The sequence below is a fragment of the Brevibacterium oceani genome (assembly GCF_017948325.1).
GTDB classification, from domain to species: Bacteria; Actinomycetota; Actinomycetes; order Actinomycetales; family Brevibacteriaceae; genus Brevibacterium; species Brevibacterium oceani.
In genome coordinates this window covers 2809578-2835653 of record NZ_CP072846.1, presented here as the reverse complement: position 1 = coordinate 2835653, position 26076 = coordinate 2809578, and the positions used below count along the sequence as shown (strand labels likewise).

21 protein-coding genes and 2 tRNA genes are annotated in these 26076 nt (G+C 66.7%); 16 read left to right on the top strand and 7 right to left on the bottom strand.

Annotation, left to right across the window (positions count from 1 at the left end; genetic code table 11):
• Window positions 1-53 precede the first annotated feature (53 nt).
• The 8 genes from J9314_RS12630 (at window position 54) to J9314_RS12595 (ending at window position 8773) form a co-directional block, all read left to right on the top strand.
• Window positions 54-1781 carry an HNH endonuclease gene (locus J9314_RS12630; RefSeq protein WP_210602714.1) on the top strand — a complete coding sequence of 576 codons (1728 nt, stop codon included), beginning with the start codon at window positions 54-56 and terminating at the stop codon, window positions 1779-1781.
• A 68-nt stretch (window positions 1782-1849) separates the two neighbouring features.
• Window positions 1850-2533: a GNAT family N-acetyltransferase gene (locus J9314_RS12625; protein WP_210602713.1), complete on the top strand. Its 684-nt coding sequence runs from the start codon at window positions 1850-1852 to the stop codon at window positions 2531-2533.
• A 174-nt stretch (window positions 2534-2707) separates the two neighbouring features.
• The gene (locus J9314_RS12620; RefSeq protein ID WP_210602712.1) at window positions 2708-4963 is read left to right on the top strand and encodes a prolyl oligopeptidase family serine peptidase; all 2256 of its coding nucleotides are present in this window, start codon (window positions 2708-2710) and stop codon (window positions 4961-4963) included.
• A 10-nt stretch (window positions 4964-4973) separates the two neighbouring features.
• Window positions 4974-6053 (top strand): lipoate-protein ligase small subunit, encoded by a 1080-nt coding sequence (lplB, locus tag J9314_RS12615; protein ID WP_210602711.1) that lies wholly within the window; start codon window positions 4974-4976, stop codon window positions 6051-6053.
• The gene (locus J9314_RS12610) at window positions 6032-6799 is read left to right on the top strand and encodes a Type 1 glutamine amidotransferase-like domain-containing protein (RefSeq protein ID WP_210602710.1); all 768 of its coding nucleotides are present in this window, start codon (window positions 6032-6034) and stop codon (window positions 6797-6799) included. Before lplB ends, J9314_RS12610 begins: the two co-directional genes overlap by 22 nt.
• A gap of 58 nt (window positions 6800-6857) precedes the next feature.
• Window positions 6858-7643: an FAD-dependent thymidylate synthase gene (thyX, locus tag J9314_RS12605; RefSeq protein ID WP_210602709.1), complete on the top strand. Its 786-nt coding sequence runs from the start codon at window positions 6858-6860 to the stop codon at window positions 7641-7643.
• A gap of 109 nt (window positions 7644-7752) precedes the next feature.
• On the top strand, window positions 7753-8331 hold the full coding sequence (locus J9314_RS12600; RefSeq protein WP_210602708.1) for a maltokinase N-terminal cap-like domain-containing protein: 579 nt from the start codon (window positions 7753-7755) through the stop codon (window positions 8329-8331).
• Between the two features lie 7 nt (window positions 8332-8338).
• A complete protein-coding gene (locus tag J9314_RS12595; protein ID WP_210602707.1) occupies window positions 8339-8773 on the top strand; it encodes an HIT family protein in 435 nt (144 codons plus the stop codon).
• Window positions 8774-8785: 12 nt separating this feature from the next.
• Here J9314_RS12595 and J9314_RS12590 read toward each other — a convergent pair whose 3' ends face one another.
• The 3 genes from J9314_RS12590 to J9314_RS12580 form a co-directional block, all read right to left on the bottom strand.
• Window positions 8786-9841: a zinc-binding dehydrogenase gene (locus tag J9314_RS12590; RefSeq protein ID WP_210602706.1), complete on the bottom strand. Its 1056-nt coding sequence runs from the start codon at window positions 9839-9841 to the stop codon at window positions 8786-8788.
• A gap of 134 nt (window positions 9842-9975) precedes the next feature.
• Complete coding sequence (locus J9314_RS12585; protein ID WP_246490373.1) at window positions 9976-10929, bottom strand: 3-methyladenine DNA glycosylase; 954 nt, start codon at window positions 10927-10929, stop codon at window positions 9976-9978.
• A gap of 61 nt (window positions 10930-10990) precedes the next feature.
• Entirely contained in the window at window positions 10991-13828 is a 2838-nt protein-coding gene (locus J9314_RS12580; RefSeq protein WP_210602705.1) for an ATP-dependent RNA helicase, read from the bottom strand.
• Between the two features lie 106 nt (window positions 13829-13934).
• Here J9314_RS12580 and J9314_RS12575 point away from each other — a divergent pair, with 106 nt between their 5' ends.
• From J9314_RS12575 to J9314_RS12555, 5 genes are all read left to right on the top strand, one after another.
• On the top strand, window positions 13935-14741 hold the full coding sequence (locus J9314_RS12575; protein WP_210602704.1) for a fumarylacetoacetate hydrolase family protein: 807 nt from the start codon (window positions 13935-13937) through the stop codon (window positions 14739-14741).
• 49 nt (window positions 14742-14790) lie between these two features.
• Entirely contained in the window at window positions 14791-16257 is a 1467-nt protein-coding gene (gene gltX / locus J9314_RS12570) for a glutamate--tRNA ligase (protein ID WP_210602703.1), read from the top strand.
• Window positions 16258-16273: 16 nt separating this feature from the next.
• On the top strand, window positions 16274-17572 hold the full coding sequence (locus J9314_RS12565; RefSeq protein ID WP_210602702.1) for an alpha/beta fold hydrolase: 1299 nt from the start codon (window positions 16274-16276) through the stop codon (window positions 17570-17572).
• Between the two features lie 180 nt (window positions 17573-17752).
• Window positions 17753-17824, top strand: a tRNA-Gln gene (locus J9314_RS12560).
• Between the two features lie 40 nt (window positions 17825-17864).
• Window positions 17865-17937: transfer RNA gene (locus J9314_RS12555), tRNA-Glu, on the top strand.
• 291 nt (window positions 17938-18228) lie between these two features.
• On the opposite strand, the gene J9314_RS19325 is transcribed toward J9314_RS12555, so the two are convergent.
• Both J9314_RS19325 and J9314_RS19190 read right to left on the bottom strand, forming a co-directional pair.
• Window positions 18229-19068 (bottom strand): DUF4282 domain-containing protein, encoded by an 840-nt coding sequence (locus J9314_RS19325; RefSeq protein WP_210602701.1) that lies wholly within the window; start codon window positions 19066-19068, stop codon window positions 18229-18231.
• Between the two features lie 137 nt (window positions 19069-19205).
• Window positions 19206-20348 carry an aldose 1-epimerase family protein gene (locus J9314_RS19190; protein WP_246490372.1) on the bottom strand — a complete coding sequence of 381 codons (1143 nt, stop codon included), beginning with the start codon at window positions 20346-20348 and terminating at the stop codon, window positions 19206-19208.
• A 133-nt stretch (window positions 20349-20481) separates the two neighbouring features.
• Here J9314_RS19190 and galT point away from each other — a divergent pair, with 133 nt between their 5' ends.
• From galT to J9314_RS12530, 3 genes are all read left to right on the top strand, one after another.
• The gene (gene galT / locus J9314_RS12540; RefSeq protein WP_210602700.1) at window positions 20482-21714 is read left to right on the top strand and encodes a galactose-1-phosphate uridylyltransferase; all 1233 of its coding nucleotides are present in this window, start codon (window positions 20482-20484) and stop codon (window positions 21712-21714) included.
• Window positions 21711-22967, top strand: a complete 1257-nt coding sequence (gene galK / locus J9314_RS12535; RefSeq protein ID WP_210602699.1) for a galactokinase — start codon at window positions 21711-21713, stop codon at window positions 22965-22967. The genes galT and galK overlap by 4 nt, the downstream gene beginning before the upstream one ends.
• 129 nt (window positions 22968-23096) lie before the next feature.
• On the top strand, window positions 23097-23960 hold the full coding sequence (locus J9314_RS12530) for an alpha/beta fold hydrolase (protein ID WP_246490371.1): 864 nt from the start codon (window positions 23097-23099) through the stop codon (window positions 23958-23960).
• A 65-nt stretch (window positions 23961-24025) separates the two neighbouring features.
• On the opposite strand, the gene J9314_RS12525 is transcribed toward J9314_RS12530, so the two are convergent.
• Both J9314_RS12525 and J9314_RS12520 read right to left on the bottom strand, forming a co-directional pair.
• Window positions 24026-24313 carry a hypothetical protein gene (locus J9314_RS12525; protein ID WP_210602698.1) on the bottom strand — a complete coding sequence of 96 codons (288 nt, stop codon included), beginning with the start codon at window positions 24311-24313 and terminating at the stop codon, window positions 24026-24028.
• Between the two features lie 17 nt (window positions 24314-24330).
• Window positions 24331-26028, bottom strand: a complete 1698-nt coding sequence (locus tag J9314_RS12520; protein WP_210602697.1) for a sodium:solute symporter family protein — start codon at window positions 26026-26028, stop codon at window positions 24331-24333.
• Between the last annotated feature and the right edge of the window lie 48 nt (window positions 26029-26076).

The following is a 26076-nucleotide window of genomic DNA, read 5'->3' as shown; positions in this document are numbered from 1 at the left end:
GAGGAACACTCGCCCGAAATCTCGTGTCAGTGCCGACGTCTAGTGTTGAGGGCATGGAAGCAGAGCAGGTTCCGGACGTTCTCACCGAGATTCATCGGTGGCGTCGCAGCCTGTCCGAAATGCCCCCGGCGAAGACCGAGGAAGAAGCCATCGATCGCATCACCGCGCTCGAGGAACTCAACTCTGCAAGCGCGGCGGCGCAGGCGCGTGAGACCTTGACGTTCGATATGCTTCGCCGCAACCGCGAAGCCGAGGACGGTGTGGCCAGTAAGAAGCAGGGACGCGGCCTCGGCGCCGAGGTGGCTTTGGCGAGGAAGGTCTCGCGTTCCCGGGGTGCCGCCCTGCTGAAGTTCTCCCGCACTCTGCTGATGGACCTGCCCAAGACCTATCAGGCGATGAAGGGCGGTGACATCTCCGAGGAGAAGGCGCGGGTCGTGGCCAAGGAGTCCGACTGGCTGCCGCGGGAGAAGCGGCAGGAGCTTGATGAGCGCATGGCCGAACGCCTCCCCGAGGTGGGTGTCAGGCGCCTGGGAAACGAAGTGCGGGCGTTGGCTCAGAAACTCGACCAGCGGGCCGCGGTCGACCACCTGGAGCGTTGTGTCGAGGAGCGTTCGGTGAGTGTGCGCCCTGCCCCGGGCAATATGGCTTATCTAACTGCGCTGCTGCCGATGCCGGAGGCGGTTGCCGCCTTTGCGAACCTGACGAAGTCGGCACAAACCGTCATCGCCACCGGCGATGCCGGCGGTCGGTCGCAGGGCCAGATCGCTGCGGACCTTTTGGTCGAACGTGTGACCGGGCAGGAGTCCGCTCAGGCGGTGCCGACCGAGGTGCATCTGATCATGCAGGCGAGCAGTCTGTTTGCGCCGGGGGAGGAGTCTGCGTGGTTCCCTGGGGTCGGTCCGATTCCGGCCCAGGTGGCGCGTGACTTCGTGGCTGAGAATGATGCTGCGGTGTTCCTGCGTCGCCTGTATACCCGGCCTGAGGATGGGCAGTTGGTGCGGATGGATTCTCGTCGCAGGGAGTTCTCCGGCCTGCTTCGGCGTATGGTCGTCCTGCGTGACGATGTGTGCCGCTCGCCGTGGTGTGAAGCTCCGATCAAGCAGGCCGATCACGCGGTTTCCTTCGCTTCCGGCGGAGACACCGACTGGGAGAACTCCTCCGGCTTGTGTGCAGCCTGCAACTACGCGAAGGAACTCTCGGGGTGGCGCCACAATGTCACCCCGGATGCGCTTGAAGTGGTCACGCCTACGGGGCACCGGTACCGTTCGCGGACGAAACCGATCAGTGAGCCCGACCCGGGCTTGGTCGACGGCAAGGTCGCTGCCGAGACGGCGGTGCCGCCGGGGATTCCGGCAGGGACCGGTCCTCCGGGGGCTCCGGTGGGAGCCGGTCCGCCGGGGACGTCGGTGGGAACTGGTCCGTCGAACCTGGTGGTCGGGTCCGACCCGCCATCGACCGACCCACCAGCCGGTGAGGTTGGAACACCACCACCGACCGACAAGGTCGGGGAGACGACGACACCGGCGGACGGGGCCGGAGGGACTCCACCGACCGCTGACTCCGACGTAACACCACCGGCGGACGGGGTCGAAGAGACTGACGACCCGATGTGGCAGGTGCACGTTCCCTGGCGATACATCCGCCGGGCCGAGCAGCCGCCACCGCTGAGAATCGGTGGAACCACCGTCAATGTCGACGTCTACGACGCCGACTACGAACCGCTGAGCCCGATCGAGGAGTCGCTCCTCACCGGAATCCGCAAGCACATCGGATTCCGGTGAGGCGGGCGGCAGACGGTGGACACCGAAAGTTCAACTGCTCGTCTCCCATCTCAGTTAGGGTGATGGCCATGAGCGAGGCGAACGAGCCATCCCTGGCCGACGATCAGGAGCCCGCGTCCCCGGTTGATCAGGACTCCGCGCCCCCGGCCGACGACGTCTCGGTTGACGTTGTCTGGGGTCTCCCCACCGGCCTGGGACCGTACTGGGAGGCGGTTCCCTCCAGCCCCGGCGTCTCGGGAGTCCTCCCGCCGCGCAGCGAGGTCGAGGAGCTCTACCGTGCCGCGGCCGCCGAACCGCCCCTGAACGAAGACCGCGAATACGCGAAGCTCTTCGCCGACGTCTACGATGTCTCTGTTCGCAACGGCCAGGTGCTAATGGCCCTGACCCGGGCCCGAACCGACGGCCGACTGACGTCTTTCGCCTATGGCCACTACTGGAAATGGGAAGAACAGAAGTATCCGTGGGCATTCGAACTGCAAAGCAGTCTCGGCGAGAGCTCGCTCGACCTCGAATCGACGTTCGCGCTCAACCTCCTCGCCCGAGATCCGAACCATCGCGACCGCGGAATCGGGCGGCGCACGCTCGAAGTCTGGCTGCATGAAGTCGTTGGTTACGGCTGCTGGCTGCAGACCGATGACATCGACAGCCCTGCCCGTCGCCTCTATTCGAGTCTCGGCTTCACAGACCTCGGCCACGGTCCTAAGGCTCCGAACGGACGCCCTGGCCTCGTGATGCATCGCCCGGCCAGGTGACGAGCGGCTGATGCTGGTCCATTGGTGCACTCGACTGAGGTCCGACGAAATGCTGCGGCCCTGGGCAGCACAGAATACTTGACCGCACAGAATTCATGACCACACAGATCACCGGGCTGATCGATCACTAGGATGGGCATTATGCGTGATGACGACCCCACATCGACAGGCCCGATGACGAGCACTGAACCGACCGAAGCCGAGCAGAGCGATTCCGGGCAGACCGAAGCTGAGATGCCCGAAGACGAGAACCTCTGGCTCGAAGACATCCACGGCGATGGCCAGCTCGCCTGGGTCAAGGACCAGAACCAGAAGACGCTCGCTCGTTTCCACGACGACCTCTTTGACTCCATCGCCGGGGACCTGCGCACCGCGCTCGACTCCGACGACCGGATCCCGATGGTCACCAAACGCGGCGACCACTTCTTCAACTTCTGGCGCGACAAGACCAATCCCAAAGGCCTGTGGCGACGCACCACCTGGGACAGCTACCGCACCGAGGCTCCTGACTGGGAGATCCTCCTCGACGTCGACGAACTCGCCGCCCGCGAGGACACTGCCTGGGTCTGGGCCGGTGCAATGGTGCGCCGCAGCGACAACCGTCGCGCTCTCGTCCTTCTCTCACCCGACGGAGGAGACTCACACCGCGTCCGCGAATTCGACCTCGTCGACAAAGCATTCGTCGACGGCGGCTTCGACATCCCAGCCGCGAAGACCCGGCTGGCCTGGCTCGACGACGACACCGTCCTCGTGGCGACAGAGACCGACGAGGACTCGCTGACCACCTCCTCCTACCCTCGCCAAGCCCGCGTGTTGCGGCGCGGACAGGACATCGTCGAGGCCCCGATCGTCGCCGAGGTTCCCCGCGACCACGTCGCCATCTTCGTCGGCAGCGATGTGCGACCCGGCGACGAGACCACGGACCGTGCCGTCATCGTCGACGCCCTCGACTTCTTCAACTCCCGCCTGAGCTTTGTCGATCTCGATGAGATCAGGACGGCCGACGGCTCGCTGCCGACCGATCCCGAAGCCTGGTCGAATGCCCTCACCACGGTCGACGTCCCCACCGACGTCGAGGTCGGCTTCGAACGCGACCTCGTCCTCTTCCGACCCCAGTCGACCTGGACCGCCACCACCGCCGAGGTTCCCGCCGGAGGTCTCGCCGTCGCGGACATCGCCGACGTCAAGGCCGGCCGGATCAACCCGCGGGTGATCTTCGCCTCCGACTCCCACACCTCCCTGCAGTCGTTCACCTTCACCCGCGACTACCTCGTCCTCGAACTGCTCGCCGACGTCCAGTCGAGGCTCACCGTCCTCGACCTGCGCAACGACTTCTCCACATCCACACTGACCGGAGTGCCCGCCAACCACATGGTCGGACTCGGTGCCGTCGACAAGTTCGACCCGGCCACCGCCAACGACTACTGGATGGTGAGCACCGGATTCCTCACCCCCTCAACCCTGTCGTACGGGACGCTCGGCGCTGATCCCGGAGACACCCACTCCGCTGAGGGGGTCAAGCCCGAGACGGCCGGGCCGGCGGTGCCCAGCCCCGAGGTGGTCAAGTCCGCTCCCGCCTTGTTCCCAGCCGAAGGGCTGAGCGTCGAACAGCACTTCGCCACCAGCACAGACGGCACGACGATCCCGTACTTCCAGATCGGGTCCGACGACCTTGAACTCGACGGGAACAACCCCACACTCCTCGACGGCTACGGTGGTTTCGAAGTCAGCCGTACACCCGGCTATTCGCCGGTTGTGGGCATCGGCTGGCTGGGCAGAAGCACCCGCGGCAAGGCCACTACTTCGATGCAGTCCGGCCGCCGTGGCGTCTACGTCCTGGCCAACATCCGAGGCGGCGGCGAATACGGCCCCGAATGGCACACCTCGGCGATGCGGGAGAACCGGATGCGCTGCTACGAGGACTACTCCGCCGTTGCCCGCGACCTCATCGACCGCGGCGTGACGAGCCCGCAGAAACTCGCCTGCGCCGGCGGCTCGAACGGTGGCCTGCTGGTCGGGAACATGCTCACCCAGTACCCCGAACTCTTCGGCGCCGTGTCCTGCGGCGTCCCACTGCTCGACATGCGCCGGTACACGAAGCTGAGCGCCGGCTACTCGTGGAAGGCCGAATACGGCGACCCCGACATCGCCGAGGACTGGGAGTTCATCCGCCGTTTCTCGCCCTACCACCTCATCGAAGACGACCGTGACTACCCGCCGGCGCTGTTCTGGACCGCCACTTCGGACGACAGGGTCGGACCTGTCCAAGCCCGAAAGATGGCCGCCCGGATGCAGGCGAAGGGGATCGAAGACGTGTGGTTCTTCGAAGACACCGAAGGCGGACACTCGGCCGCCTCGGACAATGAGCAGACCGCGTTCACCCGAGCCCTGAGCTACCGCTTTCTGTGGAACGCACTGACAGGGGAGTAGGTTGGGAGACATGACGAACGAGACGCAGGAATTCCACGGCGAGTACAAGGTCATCGGCGGCAAACTCGTCGTCGCCGATGTCACCACCGACGGCCGGACCATCACCGAGGTGAAGATCTCAGGTGACTTCTTCCTCGAACCCGAGGAAGCCTATTTCGACCTCGCCCCGGCACTCGTCGGCGCCAGCGTCACCGCCGACAATGCCACTCTGCGTCACCGCCTCGACGACGCCCTGGCAGGCTACGGCTCCGAACTGGCGATGCACGGGTTCTCCACCGCCGACATCGCCACCGTCGTCCGCCGTGCCCTCGGTTCTGCCGCGAACTTCACCGACTTCGACTGGCAGGTCATCCGCGGCGAAGTGCTGCCCACCCAGCTCAACGTCGCCCTCGACCAGGTGCTGCTCGAAGAGGTCGCCGCCGGCCGTCGTCAGCCGACCCTGCGCTTCTGGGAATGGGACGACACCGCCACCGTCATCGGCGCCTTCCAGTCCTACGTCAACGAACTGCGTCCCGAAGGCGTGGAGAAGTACGACGTGCAGGTCGTCCGCCGCATCTCCGGGGGCGGGGCCATGTTCATGGAGGGCGGCAACTGCATCACCTATTCGATGTTCGTCCCGCCCTCCCTCGTCGCCGGTCTCGACTACGAAGAGTCCTACGTCTTCCTCGACCAGTGGGTGCTCGCGGCGCTGAAGACCCTCGGCGTCGAAGCCTTCTACAAACCGATCAACGACATCTCCTCGACGGGCGGCAAGATCGGCGGCGCCGCACAGAAGCGCATGCGCGACGGCACCCTCCTCCACCACGCGACGATGAGCTACGACATCGACGCCGACAAGATGGTCGAAGTCCTGCGCATCGGCGAAGCGAAGATCTCGGACAAGGGCGTGGCGAGCGCGAAGAAACGCGTCGACCCGCTGCGCAGCCAGACCGGTGAGGCCCGCAAGGACATCATCGACGTCATGGCCGACACCTTCGCCAGCCGCTACGGAGCCAGCTACGGCACCTACACTCAAGCGGAACTCGACCGGGCCCAGGAACTCGTCGACGAGAAGTTCGCCACGGAGACATGGACGCACCGCGTCCCGTGACGGTTAGGGCTGACTTCCGCGGCACGATCGTTGCCCTCGGCGGGGGCGGGTTCTCGATGTCGGAGACAGGGGAGTCAGCCATCGACGGCGCTCTGCTGCAGATGGCGCGGAACCGCCGACAGACGGTGCCGAGGTGGGAGAGCAGTCCCGAACTCCCACACGTGTGCTTCGTCCCCACCGCCTCCGGCGACAGTCGGGACTACATCGGACGCTTCGAAGCCGCTTTCGCGGGGAGGGCCCAGACTCATGTGCTGTCCCTGTTCGGACAGAGCCCGTGGGACTACCAGGACCCGGCGATGCTCGAGGACATGGACCTCGTCTACGTCGGCGGCGGATCGACGGCGAACCTGCTGGCACTGTGGCGCCGGCACGGCGTCGACGAGATCATGCACGATGCCGCAGCCGGCGGGACGATCCTCGCGGGCATCAGTGCGGGAGCCAACTGCTGGTTCGAAGCCTCGTCGACGGACTCGTTCGGACCACTCGCCCCGCTGCACGACGGACTCGGATTCCTGCGAGGGAGTGTCTGCCCCCACTTCCACGGCGAACCCGGACGGGAGGAGTCCTTCCTCCGCTGGATCGCCGATGGGAGTCTTCCCGCCCCCGGCATCGCCATCGACGACCATGCCACGGTCGTCTACGTCGACGGCGAGGCCACCTCGGTGATGGTGGAATCTGCGGAGGCAGGGGCTTTCGTCGTTGACCGCGAGGGGATGCACGAATTTTCCGCGGAACCCCTTCGGTGACCCGTTGTAACTGTCTGTAGGATTGGGAACCAATCACGTCCCCTTTACGAGGAGAACCATGCGCCAGGTCGAACCGTCCGTTGAACTGCTCGCCAAGCCCAGCATCGACTGGGAAGCGATGAGGACTTACCTCGACGAGGTGGGCGGAACCTCCTGGGCTGATCGTGTCGAAGATGCCGAGTCGCCCGACGCCGAGGATCTCCTCGAGTTCTCCGGACGCATGTGCTACCGCTCGTGGGAGCCCGGACTCAACCCGAACGTGTCCCGCGTGCGCACCGATTCCGCGCAGTACCTGGGCAATGTGGTGAAATCCCAGCACGGCTCGGTCCTCGAGCACGCGAACTTCACTTTCGTTCTCCACAACGTCTCCCGTGTGCTCACCCACGAGCTCATCCGCCACCGTGCGGGCTCGGCGTTCTCGCAGGAGTCGCTGCGCTACGTCCGCCTGGCCGACATCCCGTTCTGGTTCCCCGAATGGGCCCGCGAGGATCCCGAGCTCATGGAGCGCAGCCTCAAGGTCCTCGACACCCTCGAGGAGCACCAGAAGTGGATGGCCGAGCACTTCGAACTCGACGAGGACGGCACGAAGTTCTCGCACAAGAAGCACATGACCTCGTTCATGCGCCGCTTCGCCCCCGAGGGACTGGCCACCGGCATCGTCTACACCGCGAACCTGCGCTCGCTGCGCCACGTCGTCGAGATGCGCACGGCCAAGGGCGCCGAGGAGGAGATCCGCCTCATCTTCAACAAGATCGGTGAGGTGATGCGGGAAGAGGCTCCCGCGGTCTTCGCCGACTACGAGGTCGTCGACGGAGAATGGATCCCCGGCACCCGCAAGGCCTGAGACCGGACCCGCGGGGCTCGAGACCGGACCCGCTCCACCCACCAGCAGCACCGCGCCGCCACTACCATCACCCGACGGTGAAGTTGGGCAGAGATCAGGAGGAACTCCCATGGCCGACATCTATGCAGCGCAGCTCAATCCCGGCAAGCTCGAGGTCATCACCGAGTGGGTGAAGCGACAGGACTGGGCCGTCGAGCTCGACCTCGAAGCGAATCCGCTCGAGAAGGTCACCGCGTACCGGTTCGACGATCCCGCTGGTGAGGTGGGCATCGAAGTGCACATCGTGGCCAGCGGCGACCAGCTGCTGCAGGTTCCGATGACCTACCGCGCGGCCCCGCTCGAGGGCGGAGACGATGCCTTCGTCGCGAACATGGAGCACTCGATCCTCGGCAAGCGCTGGGTGTACGCGGGCATGGGCGATCCACTCTTCCGCCAGCGCCTCGACCACACCATCGCCACCGCGTCGACCGCCGCGAAGCAGTACCGCGTCGACGACGCGGGCAACCGGCAGAATGAGATCACCGAGGTGGCCCACGCCTTCGGAACGGGGCCTCTGCCCGGCGCCGGGGACGTTGAGATCCTCTACCGGCTCTCGCCCGAATCCCCGGCCGAGAAGTCCGACGCCGGTCTCCTGCTGGGACGCTGGGACGGGCAGGACACGAACGTGGTTCTCGCAATCATGGTGTGAGGAGACGATGAGCGAGAACTGCATCTTCTGCCAGATCGTCGCAGGTGAGGCGCCGAGCGCACCGATCGCCGAGACCGAGTCGACGTTCGCGTTCATGGACATCCAGCCGGGATCGGACGGGCATCTGCTCGTCGTGCCCAAGCGGCACAGCACGGACCTGCGCGATATCCCTGCCGACGATCTGGCCGCCGTGGCAGTCGAGTCCCAGCGCATCGCCACACACGCCTTCGACGCGTGGGGCGCCGACGGGGTCAACCTCCTCAACTGCTGCGGGGCCGAAGCGTGGCAGTCCGTGTTCCACTTCCACATGCATGTCATCCCGCGCTACCGCGACAAGGACCGCGACCGCCTGCGACTGCCGTTCGAACCCGGCGTCCGCGGAGATCAGGAGCTCATCGTTGGGCTCGCCGCGAGTATTCGGGAGTCACTGAGCGAGGGATGACCCGGGGCTCGCTCATCGGGCAAGGTCGATGATCGTCATCCCGGCCGTACGAGCCGGGACGTTCATCGCCTCCATCGCCTCCGGTGCCTCGTCGAGGCCGATGACGTTGGTGACGAGATCCTGCGGCCGGAGCCTGTCCTGGACGACGAGGTCGACGAGGTCGGGGTACTCGGCGGCAGACATCCCATGCGAACCGAGCACACTGAGTTCGAGTGCGATCACCCGCGGCACATCGACGACGGGTTCATCCGGCAGCAGACCGATCTGCACATGCCGGCCCAGGGGCGCCAGCGCCCCGATCGCGGCTCTGATCGTATTCGCCCGACCCAGCGCGTCGACGGTCACAGCCACCCCATCGGGGTCGGTCGACGCGAACTGTGCGACCACCTCGGCGCTGAGATCCTCCGGACTGAGATCGCGGGCATTGACGGTGTGCGCGGCGCCGAGCTCACGGGCGGAGGCCAGGGCAGCATCGTTGACGTCGACGGCGACGATCTTCGCGCCGAGGGCGCGGGCGATCATGATCGTCGACAGCCCCACTCCGCCGCAGCCGAACACGGCCACCGTCTCACCGGCGGCCAGCCGAGCGCGCACGCGCAGCCCGTGAAAGGCCGTGGCGAAACGGCACCCGAGCCCGACCACCGCGGTCGCCGGCAGATCCTCGGGCACGGCGACGAGGTTGGCGTCGGCATTGTGGATGACGACCTGATCCGCCCACGATCCGTTGTGGGTGAAACCCGGCTGCGTCTGCTCCGGGCACACCTGTGCATCGCCGTTGACGCACCACCGGCACGTTCCGCACCCGCAGACGAAGGGCACCGTCACGCGCTGGCCGACGTGGAATCCCGTGACACCCGACCCCGCCGAGGCGACCCGACCGACGAGCTCATGCCCGGGAACATGGGGCAGGGTGATCGTCGAGTCGTGGCCCGCCCACGCGTGGTGATCGCTGCGGCACACCCCGGTGGCCTCGACGTCGATGACCACCCCCGCATCGGGAGCGGTGGGTGCGTCGATGTCCCTCAGCTGGGGCCGGGCAGAGAACTGATCGAAGATGATGGCGCGCATACGCCCGATCGTAGGTGGTGCGGTCGGCCGGAACCGCGGGTGTCCGCTCTGTGGCGGTAGGGGTGACGAGGCGGCCCACGATGTGTGCGCCGACGGGGCTGCCGACACCTCAGCACCGACACGTCGCCGACAGCTCAGCGCGGATGCACCCCGGCCGCGGCGAGTACCTCGAGCAGGCGCCGACGCAGCTCTTGAGCCCGGGCCGAAAATTCCTTCTGCCGCACCATGTACTCGGCCTTGCCCGCTGCGGTCTCGATCGCGACGACACCATAGCCCCATCCGCGCAGGTCATACGGGGAGGCCTCCATGTCGAGGGTGCGGATGTCGAGTGCCAGGTCGAAGCAGTCGACGACGAGAGCCGAGTCCGCGATCGGCGAGATCTTCATCGCCCATTTGTACAGGTCCATCCCTGCGTGCAGGCAGCCGGGCTGTTCGTTGGCGACCATGCCTTCACGGCTCGGCTGCAGGGTGTTGAGCGGCCTGGCCGGTGCGGTGAAGAAGCGGAACGCGTCATGGTGGGAGCATTGGATTCGGTGGCCCTCGACCACGGCGTCGGTCTCGGCCGGGCTCAGGCGCAGCGGCACCTGCTGATGCCGCCGTTCCTCGTCGGTCAGACGGTAGACCATCGCCCATTCGTGGATGCCGAAGCACCCGAAGTTCGCCTCCCGATCCAGCGTCGATGCCAGCAGGGAGGCGATGAACTTCGCCCCGTCCCCACGGTCGGCACGCCAGGAATCGAGGTCCACCTCGGCGATCTTCCGGTCATCATCGATGCGATACCAGCGCCGGTCGAAGCAGCGGCGGTCAGCCTCGGTGAGCAATTCGATGCGCACCCCCGGCCCGGGATGCCATTTCTTCAGCTGCCCGACCTTGAACGGGTAGTAGGTGAAGAGGAAATCCTCGACCGGATGGGTCTCCTGCCGCATCCGCCGTGCAATGTGCGCATCCGTGCGCTCGCCGATCGCGGCCTCGTGGGCATCGCGCAGCGGCCGCCACACAGAGGCGGGCACGACACCATCGCCGAGGTGGCCCGACCCAAGGTCGGCGCGCTCGGTTGCGATGGGGGTCACGGACGGTGCTGAGGTCACCGATCCATTGTCCCAGACGGTGGGTGGGCACGCATGTCCGCCGGGCACGATGCGGAGAGGTTCAGCGTCCCGAACGTTTCGTACCCTTCTGCGCCGGTGCGGCCAGCGGATCCTCCGGCCACGGGTGCTTTGGGTAACGACCCCGGTTCTCGGCCCTGACGTGGGCATATGCATTCGTCCAGAATGATGCGAGGTCGCTCGTCACCGCCAGGGGTCGCCCAGCAGGGGAGAGGAGGTGCATCGTCACCGGGAGCCGGCCTTCGCAGATGCGGGGAACTTCGGTCCACCCGAAGCACTCCTGAAGCTTGACCGCGAGGACGGGGCTCCCGGCCGCGCCGTCAGTCCCGGTGCTGCCGTCTCCAGTGCTGTCGCCCTCGGCTTCGAAACCATCGGGATCGGCATAGTCCAGGCGGATGCGTGAGCCGGTCGGCACCTCGAGATGCGTCGGAGCGAGTTCGTCGAGGCGGGCCGCCTCGGGCCAGGGCAGCAGTGTGCGCAGCGCGGTGACGAGGTCGACCCGGCCGGGATCGGTGCCCCTCGCGATCCGGTCGAGGGCCTCGGGGCACCAGTCGGGCAGCGTCTGCGACAGGTGCTGCCAGCTGACATCAGGCCACGGCTCACCGAAGACATTGCGCAGCAGACCGAGTCGTGCGCGCAGCGATTCGAAGGCTTCCGAGGGGCGCAACACCTCTCTGGCGCCGCGTTCGCCCACCGATTCGGCGATGGCTCGACGCGCCAGTTCGGCGCTCGCCCGAATCGGGGTGGCCGAGAGCTCGATCCCGCCGAGGCGCTCCCGCCGGATGGCGCGGACCTTGCCGTCGGCGAAGGTCGCGGTCTCCTCCGTGGCCAGCAGCCCGGTACCGGCGAACTCAGCGACGTCCTGATCGATAGGGACTGCGGCGCGGATGATCGCGCGCTGGCCGGTCAGTCCCACCTCGGCGATGGCCAACCACGGACTGCCCTGCAGGGACGAATCGCGTGGCAGGGTGGCCGCCGTGCCCGAGGCGAGCAGATATTCGGAGTCCGAAGAGCTGCGCAGACGAGCGATCTGCAGTGGGAAGGACAGGGCGGTGACGAGCCCGAGGTCGTCGGGGGTGAGTGTGCCGCCGCTCGGCGCAGTGCCGTTGTTCGGCGCGGAATTGGTCGTTGAGTCGGCGCTCTGCGCCGGCGCAGCCTTGCCCGTCGTGGAGCTGTTCGACGCGAACTCGCGCGCCAGCCCGGCGAAACGCTTTCGGCCTTGAGCGAAGCGGGCGTCTTTGCCGCGGCGCAGCTGCCGCAGAAGTGCGGTGAGATCGGCGCCGGGAGCCCGCTGATCGGACTCGATGACCGCGATGGCTTCGGCTGCGAGTCCCGGAGAGAGCAGCGACGCCCCGTCGAGGAGACCCCGCGCCGACCACACCGAAGAGGGAATCGTCGCGATCGCCCGGCCGGTCTCGGTCACATGAAGATCGGAGATCGGGAGCTCGGCGGCACCGCGGACAGAATCGCGCTCGCCGCCAACGCCGGTGGTTCCGTCGGCTTGGTCCGATGCTTCGACCGCACCCAGCGCCCCAAGGTTCTCGATCGCCTGCCGCTTCGGCCCCGCCGGCAGGGGCTCGGGCAATAGGGATTCATCCCCACCCCACATGGCCAGCGCCAGCACCGCGGCGGTGAGGTCCGAGGTCGCGACCTCCGGCGGAGTGTGCTCGGGCAGGCTCGCCCAATCGGCCTCCGAGAGGCACCGATAGGCCACGCCGGGGCCCTGCCTGGCCGCGCGACCGGAGCGCTGCGTGCCCGACGCCTTCGACTCACGCATCGTCACCAGCCCCGACATGCGACGGCGCGTGTCCAGGCGCGGACCGCGGGAGAGACCCGAGTCGACGACGATGCGCACACCCGGCACCGTCAGGGCCGACTCGGCCACCGAGGTCGTCACGATCACCCGCCGCACCGCATCCGAGCCGGCCGGGCGGAGGATCGCATCCTGCTCCTTCGACGGTGTCCGCCCGGTCAGCGTGTGCACCTCGACCGCCCCGGCCCCTGACTCCACACGCCGGCGCACGCGTGCGGCCACCTCGTCGACCTCACGGGCACCCGGTGCGAAGACGAGCACATCCCCGGCACTGTTCTCACGCAGCGCCTGCACGGTCGTCTCCGCCAGATGATCAAGGAAATCCCAGGTGACACCCCTGGCATCGAGGGGCCTCTGCTTCGCCGGTGCCCACTGGATCTCCAAGGGATGGGAATCGGCGGCCACCGACAGGACCCGCGCGGGCGACTGCGGCCCGGCCCCGAGCCGCTGCACCCACATCCCGGCATCGAGCGTCGCCGACATCACGACCAGCGACAGATCGGACCGGAGTTCGATGAGCTCCCGACACATCGCGAACGTGAGATCCGTGTCCAGCTGCCGCTCGTGCACCTCATCGAGCACGACCGCCGACACCCCGGACAGCTCCGGGTCCCGCAGCAGCCGGGCCATGAGCACGCCCGTGGTGACGAACTCGATGACCGTGGCAGCCGAGGTCCGCGACTCGCCGCGGACTGTGAAACCCACGACCTCGCCGAGGCGGGTCCCCGTCAGCGACGCCAGTCGCCTGGCCGCGGCGCGGGCGGCCATCCGCCGCGGCTGAGTGACGATGATCCTCCCCGGTGCGACCCGCGCGTCGGCCGTTCCGGCCGTTCCAGCCGTTCCGGCCGATCCGGACGTTCCAGCCGATCCGGCCGAGGACTGGGCGAGGACCTCGGCGATCATCGGCGGAACAAGGGTGGTCTTGCCGGTGCCGGGAGGAGCCTCGACGACGAGCCTTGGGTAGGGCCCCACCTCGGCGATGGTGAGCTCGTCGATGAGCTGGGCCGCGGGCAGGGAGCCGCCGATGCGGGCCAGGTCGAAGGTGTGCGGAGTGGGCGAATGCGGCATGGCACCAGTCTCTCAGCCCTGTCGCGCGAGCCGCGCAGCCCACTCCGCGAGAACTCGGCGAGAACCCTCGCGCGGAGGCGGGCCGTCACTGACTAGACTGGGGCACATGCGTATCGCCAGATTTGTGCATCAGGACGAACCCAAATACGGAGTGGTCGAAGGTGAGGTGCCGCCGATCGCCGACGGCAGCTGGGACACCTCAGGACTCGAACTCGCGGTCCTCGACTCGGACCCGTTCTTCTCCCCGGCCCAATCGACGGGGGAGAGGCTGAAGTTCGACGATGTGCGTCTGGTCAGCCCCATCCTTCCGCGGTCGAAGGTCATCGGCGTCGGCCGGAACTTCGCCGACCACGCCGCCGAACTCGGCAACGAGGTGCCGGTGTCCCCGCTGACCTTCTTCAAGCCGAACACCGCCGTCATCGGCCCGGGCGACCCCATCCGTCTGCCCGCCATCAGCGAATACGTGAGCTACGAGGCCGAACTCGCCGTCATCATCGGCCGAGTGGCCAAAGGCGTGAAGGCCGAGAACGCCTTCGATCACGTGCTCGGTTTTACCGCGGGCAACGACGTCACCCTGCGCGACATCCAGAAATCCGACAAGCAGTGGTCGCGGGCGAAGGGCTTCGACACCTCGTGCCCGCTGGGACCCTGGATCGAGACGGAACTCGACGTCGACGATCTGGGCATCCGCTCCTGGGTCGACGGGGATCTCAAGCAGGACGGCACCACCGCCGACTTCATCTTCGACATCCCGACCCTCATCGAGCACCTGTCGGAGACGATCACCCTGCTGCCCGGCGACGTCATCCTCACCGGAACCCCCGCCGGAGTCGGCCAGATCGTGTCCGGCAACCGCGTCGACATCGCCATCGAGGGACTCGGCGTACTGTCCAACCCGGTCATGGACGCCTGAGCACACCACACCACCGACTCACACACACCACACCACAAGAAGGACAATCGTGAGCGTCACAGTTCGTTTCTGCCCATCACCCACCGGCACCCCGCACGTCGGCATGGTCCGCACCGCCCTGTTCAACTGGGCCTACGCCAAGCACACCGGCGGGAAGTTCGTCTTCCGCATCGAAGACACCGACGCCGCTCGCGACTCCGAGGAGAGCTTCGGCCAAGTCGTCGAGGCACTCAAGTGGCTGGGCCTGGACTGGGACGAAGGCATCGAGGTCGGCGGACCCAACGGCCCCTACCGCCAGTCCCAGCGCAGCGAGATCTACGCCGACGTCATCGAGAAGCTCAAGGCCGGCCGCCACATCTACGAGTCCTACTCGACGAACGAGGAGGTCGAGGCCCGGCACAAGGCCGCCGGACGAGATCCGAAGCTCGGCTACGACGGGTACGACCGCGACCTCACCGACGAGCAGAAGGCCGCCTTCCGCGCCGAGGGCCGCGAACCCGTGTGGCGTGTGCGCATGCCCGATGAGGACATCACCTTCACCGACCTCGTCCGCGGCGACATCACCTTCAAGGCCGGCACCGTGCCCGACTTCGTCGTCGTCCGCGCCAATGGGCAGCCGCTGTATACCCTGGTCAATCCCGTCGACGACGCGCTGATGGGCATCACCCATGTGCTCCGCGGCGAGGACATCCTGTCCTCGACCCCGCGTCAGATCGCACTGTACGAACGCCTCAAGGCCATCGGCATCGCCGAGGCGACCCCCGAGTTCGGTCACCTGCCCTACGTCATGGGCGAGGGCAACAAGAAGCTGTCGAAGCGCGACCCCGAATCGAACCTCTTCCTCCACCGCGAGAACGGGTTCATCCCCGAGGGTCTCATCAACTACCTCGCCCTGCTCGGCTGGTCCATCGGACCCGACCGCGACGTCTTCAGCGTCAAGGAGTTCACCGAGGCCTTCGACATCCACGATGTCCTGCCCAATCCGGCCCGCTTCGACGTGAAGAAGGCCACCGCCATCAACGCCGACCACATCCGCCTCCTCGACGTCACGGACTTCCGTGACCGTCTGGTGCCCTACCTCCAGGCCGCCGAGGTGCTTCCCGAGTCACCGTCGGAGGCTCAGCTGGCGATTCTGGATCAGGCGGCGCCGCTCGTGCAGACCCGCATGAAGCTGCTCAGCGAGGCCCCGGACCTGCTCGCGTTCCTCTTCACCTCCGACGCCGACCTCGTCATGGCCGAAGACGGGCTGAAGACGCTCAAGGATTCGGCCCCCGAGGTGCTCGCCGCCTCCATCGAGGTCCTCGAGGGACTCGAGGAGTGGACGACGGAGAAGCTCGAAGAGGTCCTCGCCGCGAAGCTCGTTGACGAGATGGAGATCAAGCCGCGCCTGGCCTACGGTCCGCTGCGCGTAGCCGTGTCCGGCCGCAAGGTCTCCCCGCCGCTGTTCGAGTCGATGGAGATCCTCGGCAAGGACTCCTCGCTGACCCGTCTCAGGGCCCTGGCCGCACAGCTGTGAGCCTGAGGAATTGAGCATGAGCGAGCAGACGAACTGGACCCGTGGGGGACTGCACTTCTCCGATGTCACCGTCGATGTGCCCTTCGATCATTTCGGACGGGCGGAGGGCGCCGCCTCGGCGGGTGTGAACCTGCCGCAGACGCTCACCGTCTTCGCCCGGATCATCGCCGCCGAGGCGGCCAGTCGGAAGCCCTACCTCGTCTACCTCCAGGGCGGGCCCGGCGTCGAGGCTCCACGCCCGGTGACGCCGGTGAGCCCCGGATCCTGGCTGGCGCGCGCCTTGGAGGAGTTCCAGGTCGTCATGCTCGACCAGCGCGGCACGGGCCGGTCGAATCCGATCGGTTCCGTGGACGGGGCCATCACGGGACTCGAGACCGTCGGTGAGGATCCGGCCGCAATCGCCGAGGCGCTGTCGTTCTTCCGGGCCGATTCGATCGTCGAGGATGCGGAGATCCTGCGCGGCCACCTCGGCGCGGATTCCTGGTCCCTGCTCGGCCAGTCCTTCGGTGGGTTCACCACGCTGCGGTACGTGTCCGCGAATGCCTCGTCGCTGCGCGAGGTGTACTTCACCGGTGGGCTGCCTGCCATCGGACTCGACCCGGTGGAGGTCTACGGACGGACCTGGGAGGGCATGATCCGCAAGTCCGAACAGCACTACCGCACCTTCCCCGGTGACCGGGAGAAGATGCGTCGGCTGGTCGATCTCGCGTCCGTGGGGGAGGGCATCGCCCTGCCCGGCGGGGCGCGGGCGACGGGGGAGCGGATCCGCCTGCTCGGACACTTCCTCGGAGCCTCCGACGGACCCGAGAAGCTGCATTATCTGCTCGACCTCGACCCCGCCTCGGCGGCGTTCCGCCACGACCTGGCGGCGTCGCTGCCGTTCTCCGGACGCAACCCGCTCTACGCGGTCATCCACGAGTCCTGCTGGGCCGACGGCACCGTGACGAATTGGGCGGCCCGGCGGGCGATGCCCGATGCCGTCCGCGAGGACCCGACCCTGCTGGCCGGCGAACATGCTGGACCCGAATCCCTGCACGAGGATCCCGAGCTCACCCCCTTCGCCGAGGTGGCCGACCTCGTCGCCGAGCGGTCGTGGCCGAGCCTCTACGACGTCGATGCCCTGCAGGCGGCCGAGGTCAGGGGAGCGGCGGCGGTGTACTTCGAGGACGCGTACGTGCCTGTGGAGTATTCCCTGGCCACAGCCGAGCACCTGTCCGGCGTGACGCCGTGGGTGACGAATGAGTACGAACACAACGGCCTGCGCGCCGACGGCTACCGGGTCCTCGACCGGCTCATCGGCCTCGCTCGTGGGTGAGCGGTCCACGCTGGTGGGGCCGGGGCTGGGCGCCGGTGGCTGGGTGTCGGGCAGGTGCGATTCTGTTAAGAAGGTCACACTGAAAAGGGGCCGCTGCGATTTGTCCGGAAGCGGTCTGCTTGTGTAGAGTTATATCTCGTTGCTCAGGGAAATCTCCTCGGGGATGACCTTGAAAAGCATTGGGCTATGGTGTAATTGGCAGCACGAGTGATTCTGGTTCATTTAGTCTAGGTTCAAGTCCTGGTAGCCCAGCGGACATCATCCGGAGGGAACTCCAGGTGTGTTGTTCTGAGCCCCCGTCGTCTAGTGGCCTAGGACGCCGCCCTCTCAAGGCGGTAACGGCAGTTCGAATCTGCTCGGGGGTACGGTTGAGCCCCGCATCGATTTTCGGTGCGGGGCTCACTCTAATTCACGGGCGCCTGTAGGCCGGAGGCGCGGCGCGCGGTGGGTCACTGTAGGCCAGAAGTGCACGCGTAGGGCACAAATGCGGGGGCACGCGCACTTTCGATGCACAGTTGCGGTGTCCGCAGCCGATCGCAGCTGGATGCGCCGAGGCGGCACCGCTGAAATCAGCGACTCGCCTCGGCGCAGTGATTGCACGTGGGCACCTCGGTGCAGTCCACAAACGGGCTGAGCGAGGCTCAGTTGAGCGAGACTCAGCGGGAGACGGAGTCGGCGATCCTCTTTGTGTTCTCGGCCGTCTTGATGTTCGACACAATGAGCTCGAGGACGAGGCGGACTCCGATGACCCAGAGGGCCGGGATGATCCAGCCGAAGACGATCGCGAGGATCAGCGGCAGGATATTGAAGCTCGGTCCGCTGCTGTAGTACGCCATGGCCGAACCGGCTGCCACGCCGGCGCTGATGCCGGCGACGATTGTGCCGATGTAGGACAGAGCCGCGACGATCATCGCGATGATGTAGATGAAGCCGGCCCACTTGACCGCAATGAAGCTGTCGAAGCGGAAATCGAAGAGTGACTTGAAGAAGCCCTTCTCTCCGGTTCCGGGTTGCGGGGTCTGAGCGTATCCGGGCTGACCGTAGGCTCCGGGCTGAGCATAAGCCTGCTGGTAGCCGTCGGCCTGGCTGTACCCCTGCTGGCTGTACCCCTGCTGGCTGTACCCCTGCTGGTAAGCGCCCTGCTGATACGCATCCGGCTGAGCGTAGGCGCCCTGCTGGCTGCCCTGCTGCTGGGTCTGCTGCTGATAAGCGTTCGGGTCGTAGGTTCCCTGCTGATACCCGTTCTGAGCGCCCTGGCCCGGCTGCGGGTAGTCATATTGAGCGGTCTGGCCGGTCTGCCCGTAGTCGTTGTGTCCCTGCTGGGTCGCGTCGGGCTGTTCGCCGGTGGACTGCGGCGAGGACGCGTCCTGCGGGTCGTGTGCCGTGGGCTGATCCTCCCCGTGATCAGGGACCGAGGATTCCTGAGCGCCGGGGTTCGACTCGGACTGGTCTGGCCGGCCTGAGGTCGGGTCGTTCGGGTTCTGCGGTGTCGACATGGTCGCCCCTCTCGCGAATGGACTGCAGTCCGGGCGGAATGCAGCGGCTGGAAAACTGCCTGTATTCGCAACCTATCAGGGCGCCACCTGCCGAGGAAGGTTCATTGTCATGTTGGCGGCGCACTCCAAGCGACGACTCAGGCAGCTCCATCGGTGTCGGCATTGGAATCGGCACCGGCACCCTCGGTGCCATCAGCGCCAGCATCAGCGGACTCGCCGCTCGCCTCCAGCGAAATGCTCCAGGCGACGCTGAGCTCCTCACCGGGGCCGACGGTGTCGAAGTCCTCACCGGACTCGCCGGTGGCGAAGGCGTTCGGCGGGCACGTCATCGGTTCGATCGCGATCGCTCGCCGCGCCATTTCCGGGTCGAGCCCGTCCCCGGTGCACACCTGCCAGGTGCGGAACTCCGGCCCCATGCCGATGATGATCTCACAGTCATCGGCGCCCCTGAGCCGAGCCCGCGACCATCCGCCGGGCCCGCGGCGAGGAGCGCCGAAGGCATCGTCGAGCACGGCGCCGCCGATCGAGCGCAGCGCCCGGAAGTCCTTGCACACGATGCACGCGGATTCATCGGCGACATGATCGGCAGGGATCACCGTGCCGTCATCGAACGGGCGCACTTTTGTCGGAATGAGTCGGTCGTCGGTCTCGTACCAAGTGGTCGCGGGAATGAGGAGCTGTGCGCTGTCAACGAGGCCGGGAGTGCTCGTACAGGCCGTGTGGGCAGGCTTGCCGGTGGCACCGTCGGCTGTGGGGGTCGGCGCATCGGCGACACCATCGACCGGCGCCGCATCCGAAGCCCCACCAGGGGAGAGTGAAATCCCACCAGGCGACAGCCAGGGGTGGAAGCCGAACCCGAACGGGGCCCGTACCGACCCCGTATTCACTGCACTCGCGCTGATCCGCAGCCCCGCCTCGGCGAGGTCGTAGGAGACGGACAGGGAGAACGGGAACGGATAGCCCTCCGACGGAGCCAACGCGTATTCGAGGCGCACCGAGGATTCGGTGCGCTCGGCCACGGTCCAATCGACGTCGGCGACCAACCCGTGCAGAGCGGTGTCGTGCTCGGGCTCAGTGATCGGCAGCCGATGTTCGATGCCGTCGAAGTCGAAGCGACCGCCGTCGATCCGATTCGGCCAGGGCGCGAGCACGGCCCCGTCGAAGGCCTCCATCGACACCACGATCGGGCGATCGCCCACGGTGAAGCTCACCAGGCTCGCGCCGATGGGGGAGATGACCGCCGAGGACTCATCACGGGCGAGTTCGATGCAGGTGGTCATGAGTCTCCGTGATCGGCGGCGGCAAGCGGGTCGGGGCGGGAAGCGCAGTTGCAGATATTCTACGCGCAACACCCGCTCCGAGGGCGTCAGATGTTAGCATTATGATCGAAAATGATCAGTTTTGGGAGGTCTGATGGCAGCGACACATCACCGTTCGAGTCTGGCCGACGGCCGCGAGGTGCTGTTCTTCCAGGACCCCGATTCCCCGACCCCGACGATCGACGCCGATCCCCGCCCCAGCGAAGCCCGGCCCCACAGCGGCACCCTCCGCTTCGACGTGCTCACCGGGGAATGGGTGGCCGTGGCCACGCACCGCCAGTCGCGCACGCACCTGCCCGCCGCCGCCGACTGCCCGCTGTGCCCGTCCACACCCGGCCGCCACACCGAGATCCCGGCCGCCGACTTCGACGTCGTCGTCTTCGAGAATCGATTCCCCTCGCTCGGGCCCGGGCTCGGCGATGTTCCCGCCGCGCCGATCTCGGCAGATTCCCTCGCCGAGGCGGCTCCCGGTGAGGCAGGATTCGATTCCTCCGCGCTGACGGCCCCGGCCTATGGCCGCTGCGAGGTCGTCGTGTTCTCCTCCGAGCACGAGGGATCGTTCGCCGGCCTCGGGCTGACCCGGGCGCGCACCGTCATCGACGCCTGGGCCAATCGCACCGCCGAGCTGTCGGCGCTTCCCGGCATCGAACAGGTCTTCGTGTTCGAGAACCGGGGAGAGGAGATCGGGGTGACGATGAACCACCCGCACGGACAGATCTATGCTTACCCGTATGTCACCCCGCACACCGCCATCACCAGCGCCCGCGCTCAGCGGTATCACGCTGAGACCGGTCGGGTGCTCATGGGTGACGTCCTCGACTTCGAACAGGGTGCAGGGGAGCGGATGATCGTCCGGTCCGAGCACTTCTCCGCCTTCGTGCCCTTCGCCGCGCGCTGGCCGATCGAGGTCCACATCGTCCCCCATCGCCGGGTGCCGAATCTCGCCGAACTCGACGAGGCCGAACGTGACGATCTCGCCCGGGTCTACCCGGAGATCCTGCAGCGCATCGACGGTCTCTACCCGACACCCACCCCCTACATCGCGGCCTGGCATCAGGCCCCGGTCAACAGCCCGGACGCATCCGCCGATTGGCTCCACCTCGAGATCACGAGCCCGCGACGAGCGGAGAGCAAGCTGAAGTTCCTCGCCGGCTCCGAAGCGGCCATGGGTGCCTTCGTCGGCGACGTCTCCGCCGAGGAGACCGCGGCCCGGCTGCGCGCGGTGAACGTGCCATCCGAGAGCGCGGCGACCGGGAGCGTGACGAGCGGGAATGCTGCGACCGAGCGTGCTGCAACGACGACCACGAGCGAAGGCGGCGACCGATGAACCAGTCCTCTGCTCCGAATGCCGCGAGCCTGTCGGCCGAATTCACCACCCTCTTCGGCTACGAACTGCTCGGCTGCTTTCGTGCCCCCGGTCGGGTCAACCTCATCGGTGAGCACACCGACTACAACAACGGGTTCGTCCTGCCTATCGCCATCGACCGTGCCGTCCATATCGCGATCGGACGACGACCCGAGAAACACAGCGCCGAGGTAGGAGAACCTGACCGCGGGACGGCACAGCCGCCGCTGTGCGCTGAGAGCATCCGGATCATCTCGGACCATCGCGACGATTCCGGGCTCCGGCTGTCCGGCCAGTTCACGGCCGAGGAACTCGCACCGGGAGTGCTGCACGGCTGGCTCAATCACCCCGCCGGAGTGGTCGACGAGATCAGGAAGACGACGGGGACGATCGTCGGCGGCCTCGACCTCTACATCGAATCGACGGTGCCGGTCGGCGCCGGACTCTCGTCCTCGCATGCGCTCGAGGTGGCGGTGCTCATCGCCCTCGACGATGTCTACGGGCTCGGACTCAGTGACGCGGAGAAGGCGCTGCTCACCCAGCGGGCGGAGAACGACTTCGTCGGAGCGCCCACGGGCATCGTCGACCAGGCCGCCTCTATCATGACCGAGGACGGGCACGCGCTCTTCCTCGACTGCCGCGACCTGCGCACCCGGCAGATCCCGTTCGACCTCGATGCGGAGGGCCTGAAGCTGCTCGTCATCGACACCCGCGTCTCCCACTCTCACAGCGAAAGCGGCTACGGGGTGCGGCGGAAGACGTGTGAGGACGTCGCCGCGATCTTCGGCGTCGACAGCCTGCGCGAGGTCGACGACACGACCGATCTGAGCGGTCTGACCGAGGAGCAGCAGAAACGGGTGCGCCACGTGTTCAGCGAGAACGCCCGTGTGCAGGCCATGGTCGACCTGCTCGAAGGGGCGGTTCAGGAAAACGAGGCCGACGGCAGGATCCGCGGCATCGGCGACCTCCTGCTCGCCTCCCATACCTCTCTGTCCGAGGACTACGAGGTCTCGTGCGTCGAACTCGATGCCGCTGTCGCGGCCGCAATGGGCGCCGGGGCCATCGGGGCGCGGATGATCGGCGGCGGCTTCGGCGGCTCGGCGATTGCGCTCATCGACGATGACGCCGTCGATCGGGTCAGTGCCGCCGTGATCGATGACTTCGCGGCACGCGGATACCGTGCGCCGGACATCTTCGCCGTCAGCGCCGGCCCCGGCGCCGGACGCCTCGACTGAGAGCCCGCCGACGGCCATCAGCCATCGGTCCAACGCCATCGGCTGACCGGCGACTATTGACCAACCACCCTCATGGGTTCACCATTGAAATCGAGGTTCTTTTTCTGAACCGTACTCGATGAGGAGGCCATGATGGACACGTGCGAGGTCAATGGAGTCGTACTCGGCGTCGAGCGCTTCGGCGAGTCGACCGCGCCACCCGTCCTCTGCCTCGGCGCCCCGACGATGCTGTCCTGGCCGGACGCCCTGTGCGAAACACTCGCCGACCGCGGGCGATTCGTCGTGCGCTGCGATCTGCGCGGATCCGGGGCATCGACGCGCGGAAACCCTGAGGCCCCTGACTACACGCTGCGCGATCTCGCAGCCGACGCCGCGGCTCTTGCCGCCTGCCTCAGCAGCGCTCCCGCACACCTGGCGGGCATCGGCATCAGCGGCATGGTCGCCCAGGTCGCCGCGCTCGATCATCCTGGTGCCTTCTCTGCGCTCACCCTCATCGGGTCCCGCCCCGTGGCACCCGGCCCGGTGGACGAGGATCTGCCCGATCATGACGATGCCGTGATGGGACGCCTCTTCTCGCAGACGATGCCGGAGTGGACGGACATCGATGCGGTCGCCGATCATGCCGCCGAAGGTGCGCGGGTGCTCGGGAATGATCCCGAGGAAGCGCGCAGGGGCGCGATGCGGATCTGGCAGCGGACACGGTCGGCCGATGGGAAATCGCCGTCATCAGATCCCGCCGCATACATGGCCGATCAGCTCGGGATGGTCTTCTCCCGGCTCGACTGCCGACCGCGCTGGCGCGAACGCCTGCCCGAAATCGGCCTGCCCACGCTCGTCGTCCAAGGGAGGCAGGACCCGTTCTTCCCCGTGGGCAACGGGGAAGCTCTCGCTCGCGAGATCCCGAACTCCCGCCTGCTCGTCCTTGACGAGGCGGCGACGGCGATTCCCGCAGGTGACATCGCCGAGGTGGCGAAGGCGATGGCGAGCCTCTGAGCGGGTCCGGCGCGCAGAATCCCCGCCGGCGCGCGAGTATGTCGGCCAGCGGGGGTTCTGAACGATCAGTCGGCCTTCGGCCCCGCCTCGGTGCCGGTGACATCGTCGGTGTCCTCGATGATGCGGAGCGGGCGGATCTTCGCCCAGGCGAGGAAGACGACCGCGGCGATGAGGAGTCCGATCCCGGTCCACAGATTCGCGTCGATGCCCCCGGTGCGCTCGGCCTCGTCGGGGGTGAAGCCGACGATCCCGGCGATCGTGAGGATGATGCCGAAGATCCCCAGCAGAATGCCGATGAAGTTGCGGATGTCGAAGGCACCTGCGGTCTTCGTCAGTTCGTTTGCTTTGCTCATGGTGTTCACTGGCTCCTTCACCCGAAGGTCACATTGAGGATGATGACGAGGACCAAGGCGACTCCCGCGATGGGCACCGGACGCTTCCAGACCGGGGGTTTCGGTTCGCCCAGATCCTCGAAGTCGGTCTTCGGAGTCTCCGAATAGACGAGCCCGCGCAGCTCATGGGCCGGCTTCGGCGCAGTTCTGAAGGTGACGATGACGGAGAGGATGATGTCGACGACGAACGCGGTGCTGGCGGCAAGGAACGCCGCACCCTGACCGGGCAGATCGAGCACCCCGGTCTCAGCGAGGACGAACACGGCCACGGCCGAGAGCGTTCCGCCGACCAGGCCGACCCAACCGGCTGTCGCGGACATCCGCTTCCAGAACATACCGAGGATGAACGTTGCGAACAGCGGTGCGTTGAAGAAGCCGAACAGCGTCTGCAGATAGTCCATGAGGTTGGAGAAGTTGCCGGCGATGAGGGCGGTGAAGATCGCGACGATGCAGGCGCCGATCGTGGCGTAGCGGCCGACCTTGAGGTAGTAGCCGTCCTCGCGGTCCTTGACCACGTACTGCTGCCACAGGTCGTAGCTGAAGACCGTGTTGAACGCGGAGATGTTCGCGGCCATTCCCGCCATGAACGCGGCGAGCAGACCCGCGATCGCGATGCCCAGCAGACCGTTCGGCAGGACCTCGCGCATGAGCAGCAGCAGTGCGTCGTTGTAGGTCACACCCGTCTGCGCCTGCGCGGCCGCCTCGCCGGCGGATGACGAAATCTCCTTGAACTTCGTCATCTGCGTTACGAGGACCGCGGAGATCATGCCGGGGATGATGACGATGAAGGGGATGAGCATCTTCGGGAAGGAGCCGAGGATGGGCGTCAGCCGTGCGGCGTTGATCGACTTCGACGCCATGGCCCGCTGGACCTCGACGAAGTTCGTCGTCCAGTAGCCGAAGGAGAGCACGAAGCCGAGACCGAAGACGATGCCGACGACAGAGAGCACCGGATTGGAGAAGCCGGAGAGCTGTTCGCCCGGCCAGCTGCTCAGCTGCTCGGCGCCGAGCATGCCGTCGCTGCTCACTCGCTCCTTGAGGCCCTCCCAACCGCCGACGCGATTGAGTCCGATGATCGTCAGGGGCAGAAGCGCTGCGACGATGACGAAGAACTGGAGCACTTCGTTGTAGATCGCCGCGGTCAGCCCGCCGAGCGTGATGTAGGAGAGCACGATCACGGCGGCGACGACGAGGGCGATCCACAGCGGCCATCCCAGCAGACGATTGACGATCGTGCCGAGCAGGAACAGGTTGACGCCGGCGATGAGGATCTGCGCGATCGCGAACGACAGGGCGTTGACCAGGTGGGCGCCGGTGCCGAAGCGCTTGCGCATGAACTCCGGCACGGATCTGACCTTCGAACCGTAGTAGAAGGGCATCATCACCACGCCGAGGAACAGCATCGCGGGGACCGCGCCGATCCAGAAGTAGTGCATCGTCGGCATGCCGTACTGCGCGCCCGTGGCGGACATGCCCATGATCTCAACGGCGCCGAGGTTGGCCGAGACGAACGCGAGAGCCGTGACCCAGGCCGGAAGGCTCCGACCCGAGAGGAGGAACTCGATGCTCGAGGAGATGCCGCGTTTGGCGAACCAGCCGATTCCGAGGACGAAGATGAAGTAGATCGCTATCAGCAGATAGTCGATCCACTGTGCGTCCAGGCGGATTGCTTCCAAGGTTCCTCCATATGCGTCAGTGCATTCGTACAAAGTGCGTCAGCGCAA

Bases quoted from the DNA above. Each gene is read 5' to 3' on its own strand.
- J9314_RS12630 (WP_210602714.1), top strand. From the start codon at position 54: ATGGAAGCAGAGCAGGTTCCGGACGTTCTCACCGAGATTCATCGGTGG.
- J9314_RS12625 (WP_210602713.1), top strand. From the start codon at position 1,850: ATGAGCGAGGCGAACGAGCCATCCCTGGCCGACGATCAGGAGCCCGCG.
- J9314_RS12620 (WP_210602712.1), top strand. From the start codon at position 2,708: ATGACGAGCACTGAACCGACCGAAGCCGAGCAGAGCGATTCCGGGCAG.
- lplB (WP_210602711.1), top strand. From the start codon at position 4,974: ATGACGAACGAGACGCAGGAATTCCACGGCGAGTACAAGGTCATCGGC.
- J9314_RS12610 (WP_210602710.1), top strand. From the start codon at position 6,032: ATGGACGCACCGCGTCCCGTGACGGTTAGGGCTGACTTCCGCGGCACG.
- thyX (WP_210602709.1), top strand. From the start codon at position 6,858: ATGCGCCAGGTCGAACCGTCCGTTGAACTGCTCGCCAAGCCCAGCATC.
- J9314_RS12600 (WP_210602708.1), top strand. From the start codon at position 7,753: ATGGCCGACATCTATGCAGCGCAGCTCAATCCCGGCAAGCTCGAGGTC.
- J9314_RS12595 (WP_210602707.1), top strand. From the start codon at position 8,339: ATGAGCGAGAACTGCATCTTCTGCCAGATCGTCGCAGGTGAGGCGCCG.
- J9314_RS12590 (WP_210602706.1), bottom strand. From the start codon at position 9,841: ATGCGCGCCATCATCTTCGATCAGTTCTCTGCCCGGCCCCAGCTGAGG.
- J9314_RS12580 (WP_210602705.1), bottom strand. From the start codon at position 13,828: ATGCCGCATTCGCCCACTCCGCACACCTTCGACCTGGCCCGCATCGGC.
- J9314_RS12575 (WP_210602704.1), top strand. From the start codon at position 13,935: ATGCGTATCGCCAGATTTGTGCATCAGGACGAACCCAAATACGGAGTG.
- J9314_RS12565 (WP_210602702.1), top strand. From the start codon at position 16,274: ATGAGCGAGCAGACGAACTGGACCCGTGGGGGACTGCACTTCTCCGAT.
- J9314_RS19325 (WP_210602701.1), bottom strand. From the start codon at position 19,068: ATGTCGACACCGCAGAACCCGAACGACCCGACCTCAGGCCGGCCAGAC.
- J9314_RS19190 (WP_246490372.1), bottom strand. From the start codon at position 20,348: ATGACCACCTGCATCGAACTCGCCCGTGATGAGTCCTCGGCGGTCATC.
- galT (WP_210602700.1), top strand. From the start codon at position 20,482: ATGGCAGCGACACATCACCGTTCGAGTCTGGCCGACGGCCGCGAGGTG.
- galK (WP_210602699.1), top strand. From the start codon at position 21,711: ATGAACCAGTCCTCTGCTCCGAATGCCGCGAGCCTGTCGGCCGAATTC.
- J9314_RS12530 (WP_246490371.1), top strand. From the start codon at position 23,097: ATGATGGACACGTGCGAGGTCAATGGAGTCGTACTCGGCGTCGAGCGC.
- J9314_RS12525 (WP_210602698.1), bottom strand. From the start codon at position 24,313: ATGAGCAAAGCAAACGAACTGACGAAGACCGCAGGTGCCTTCGACATC.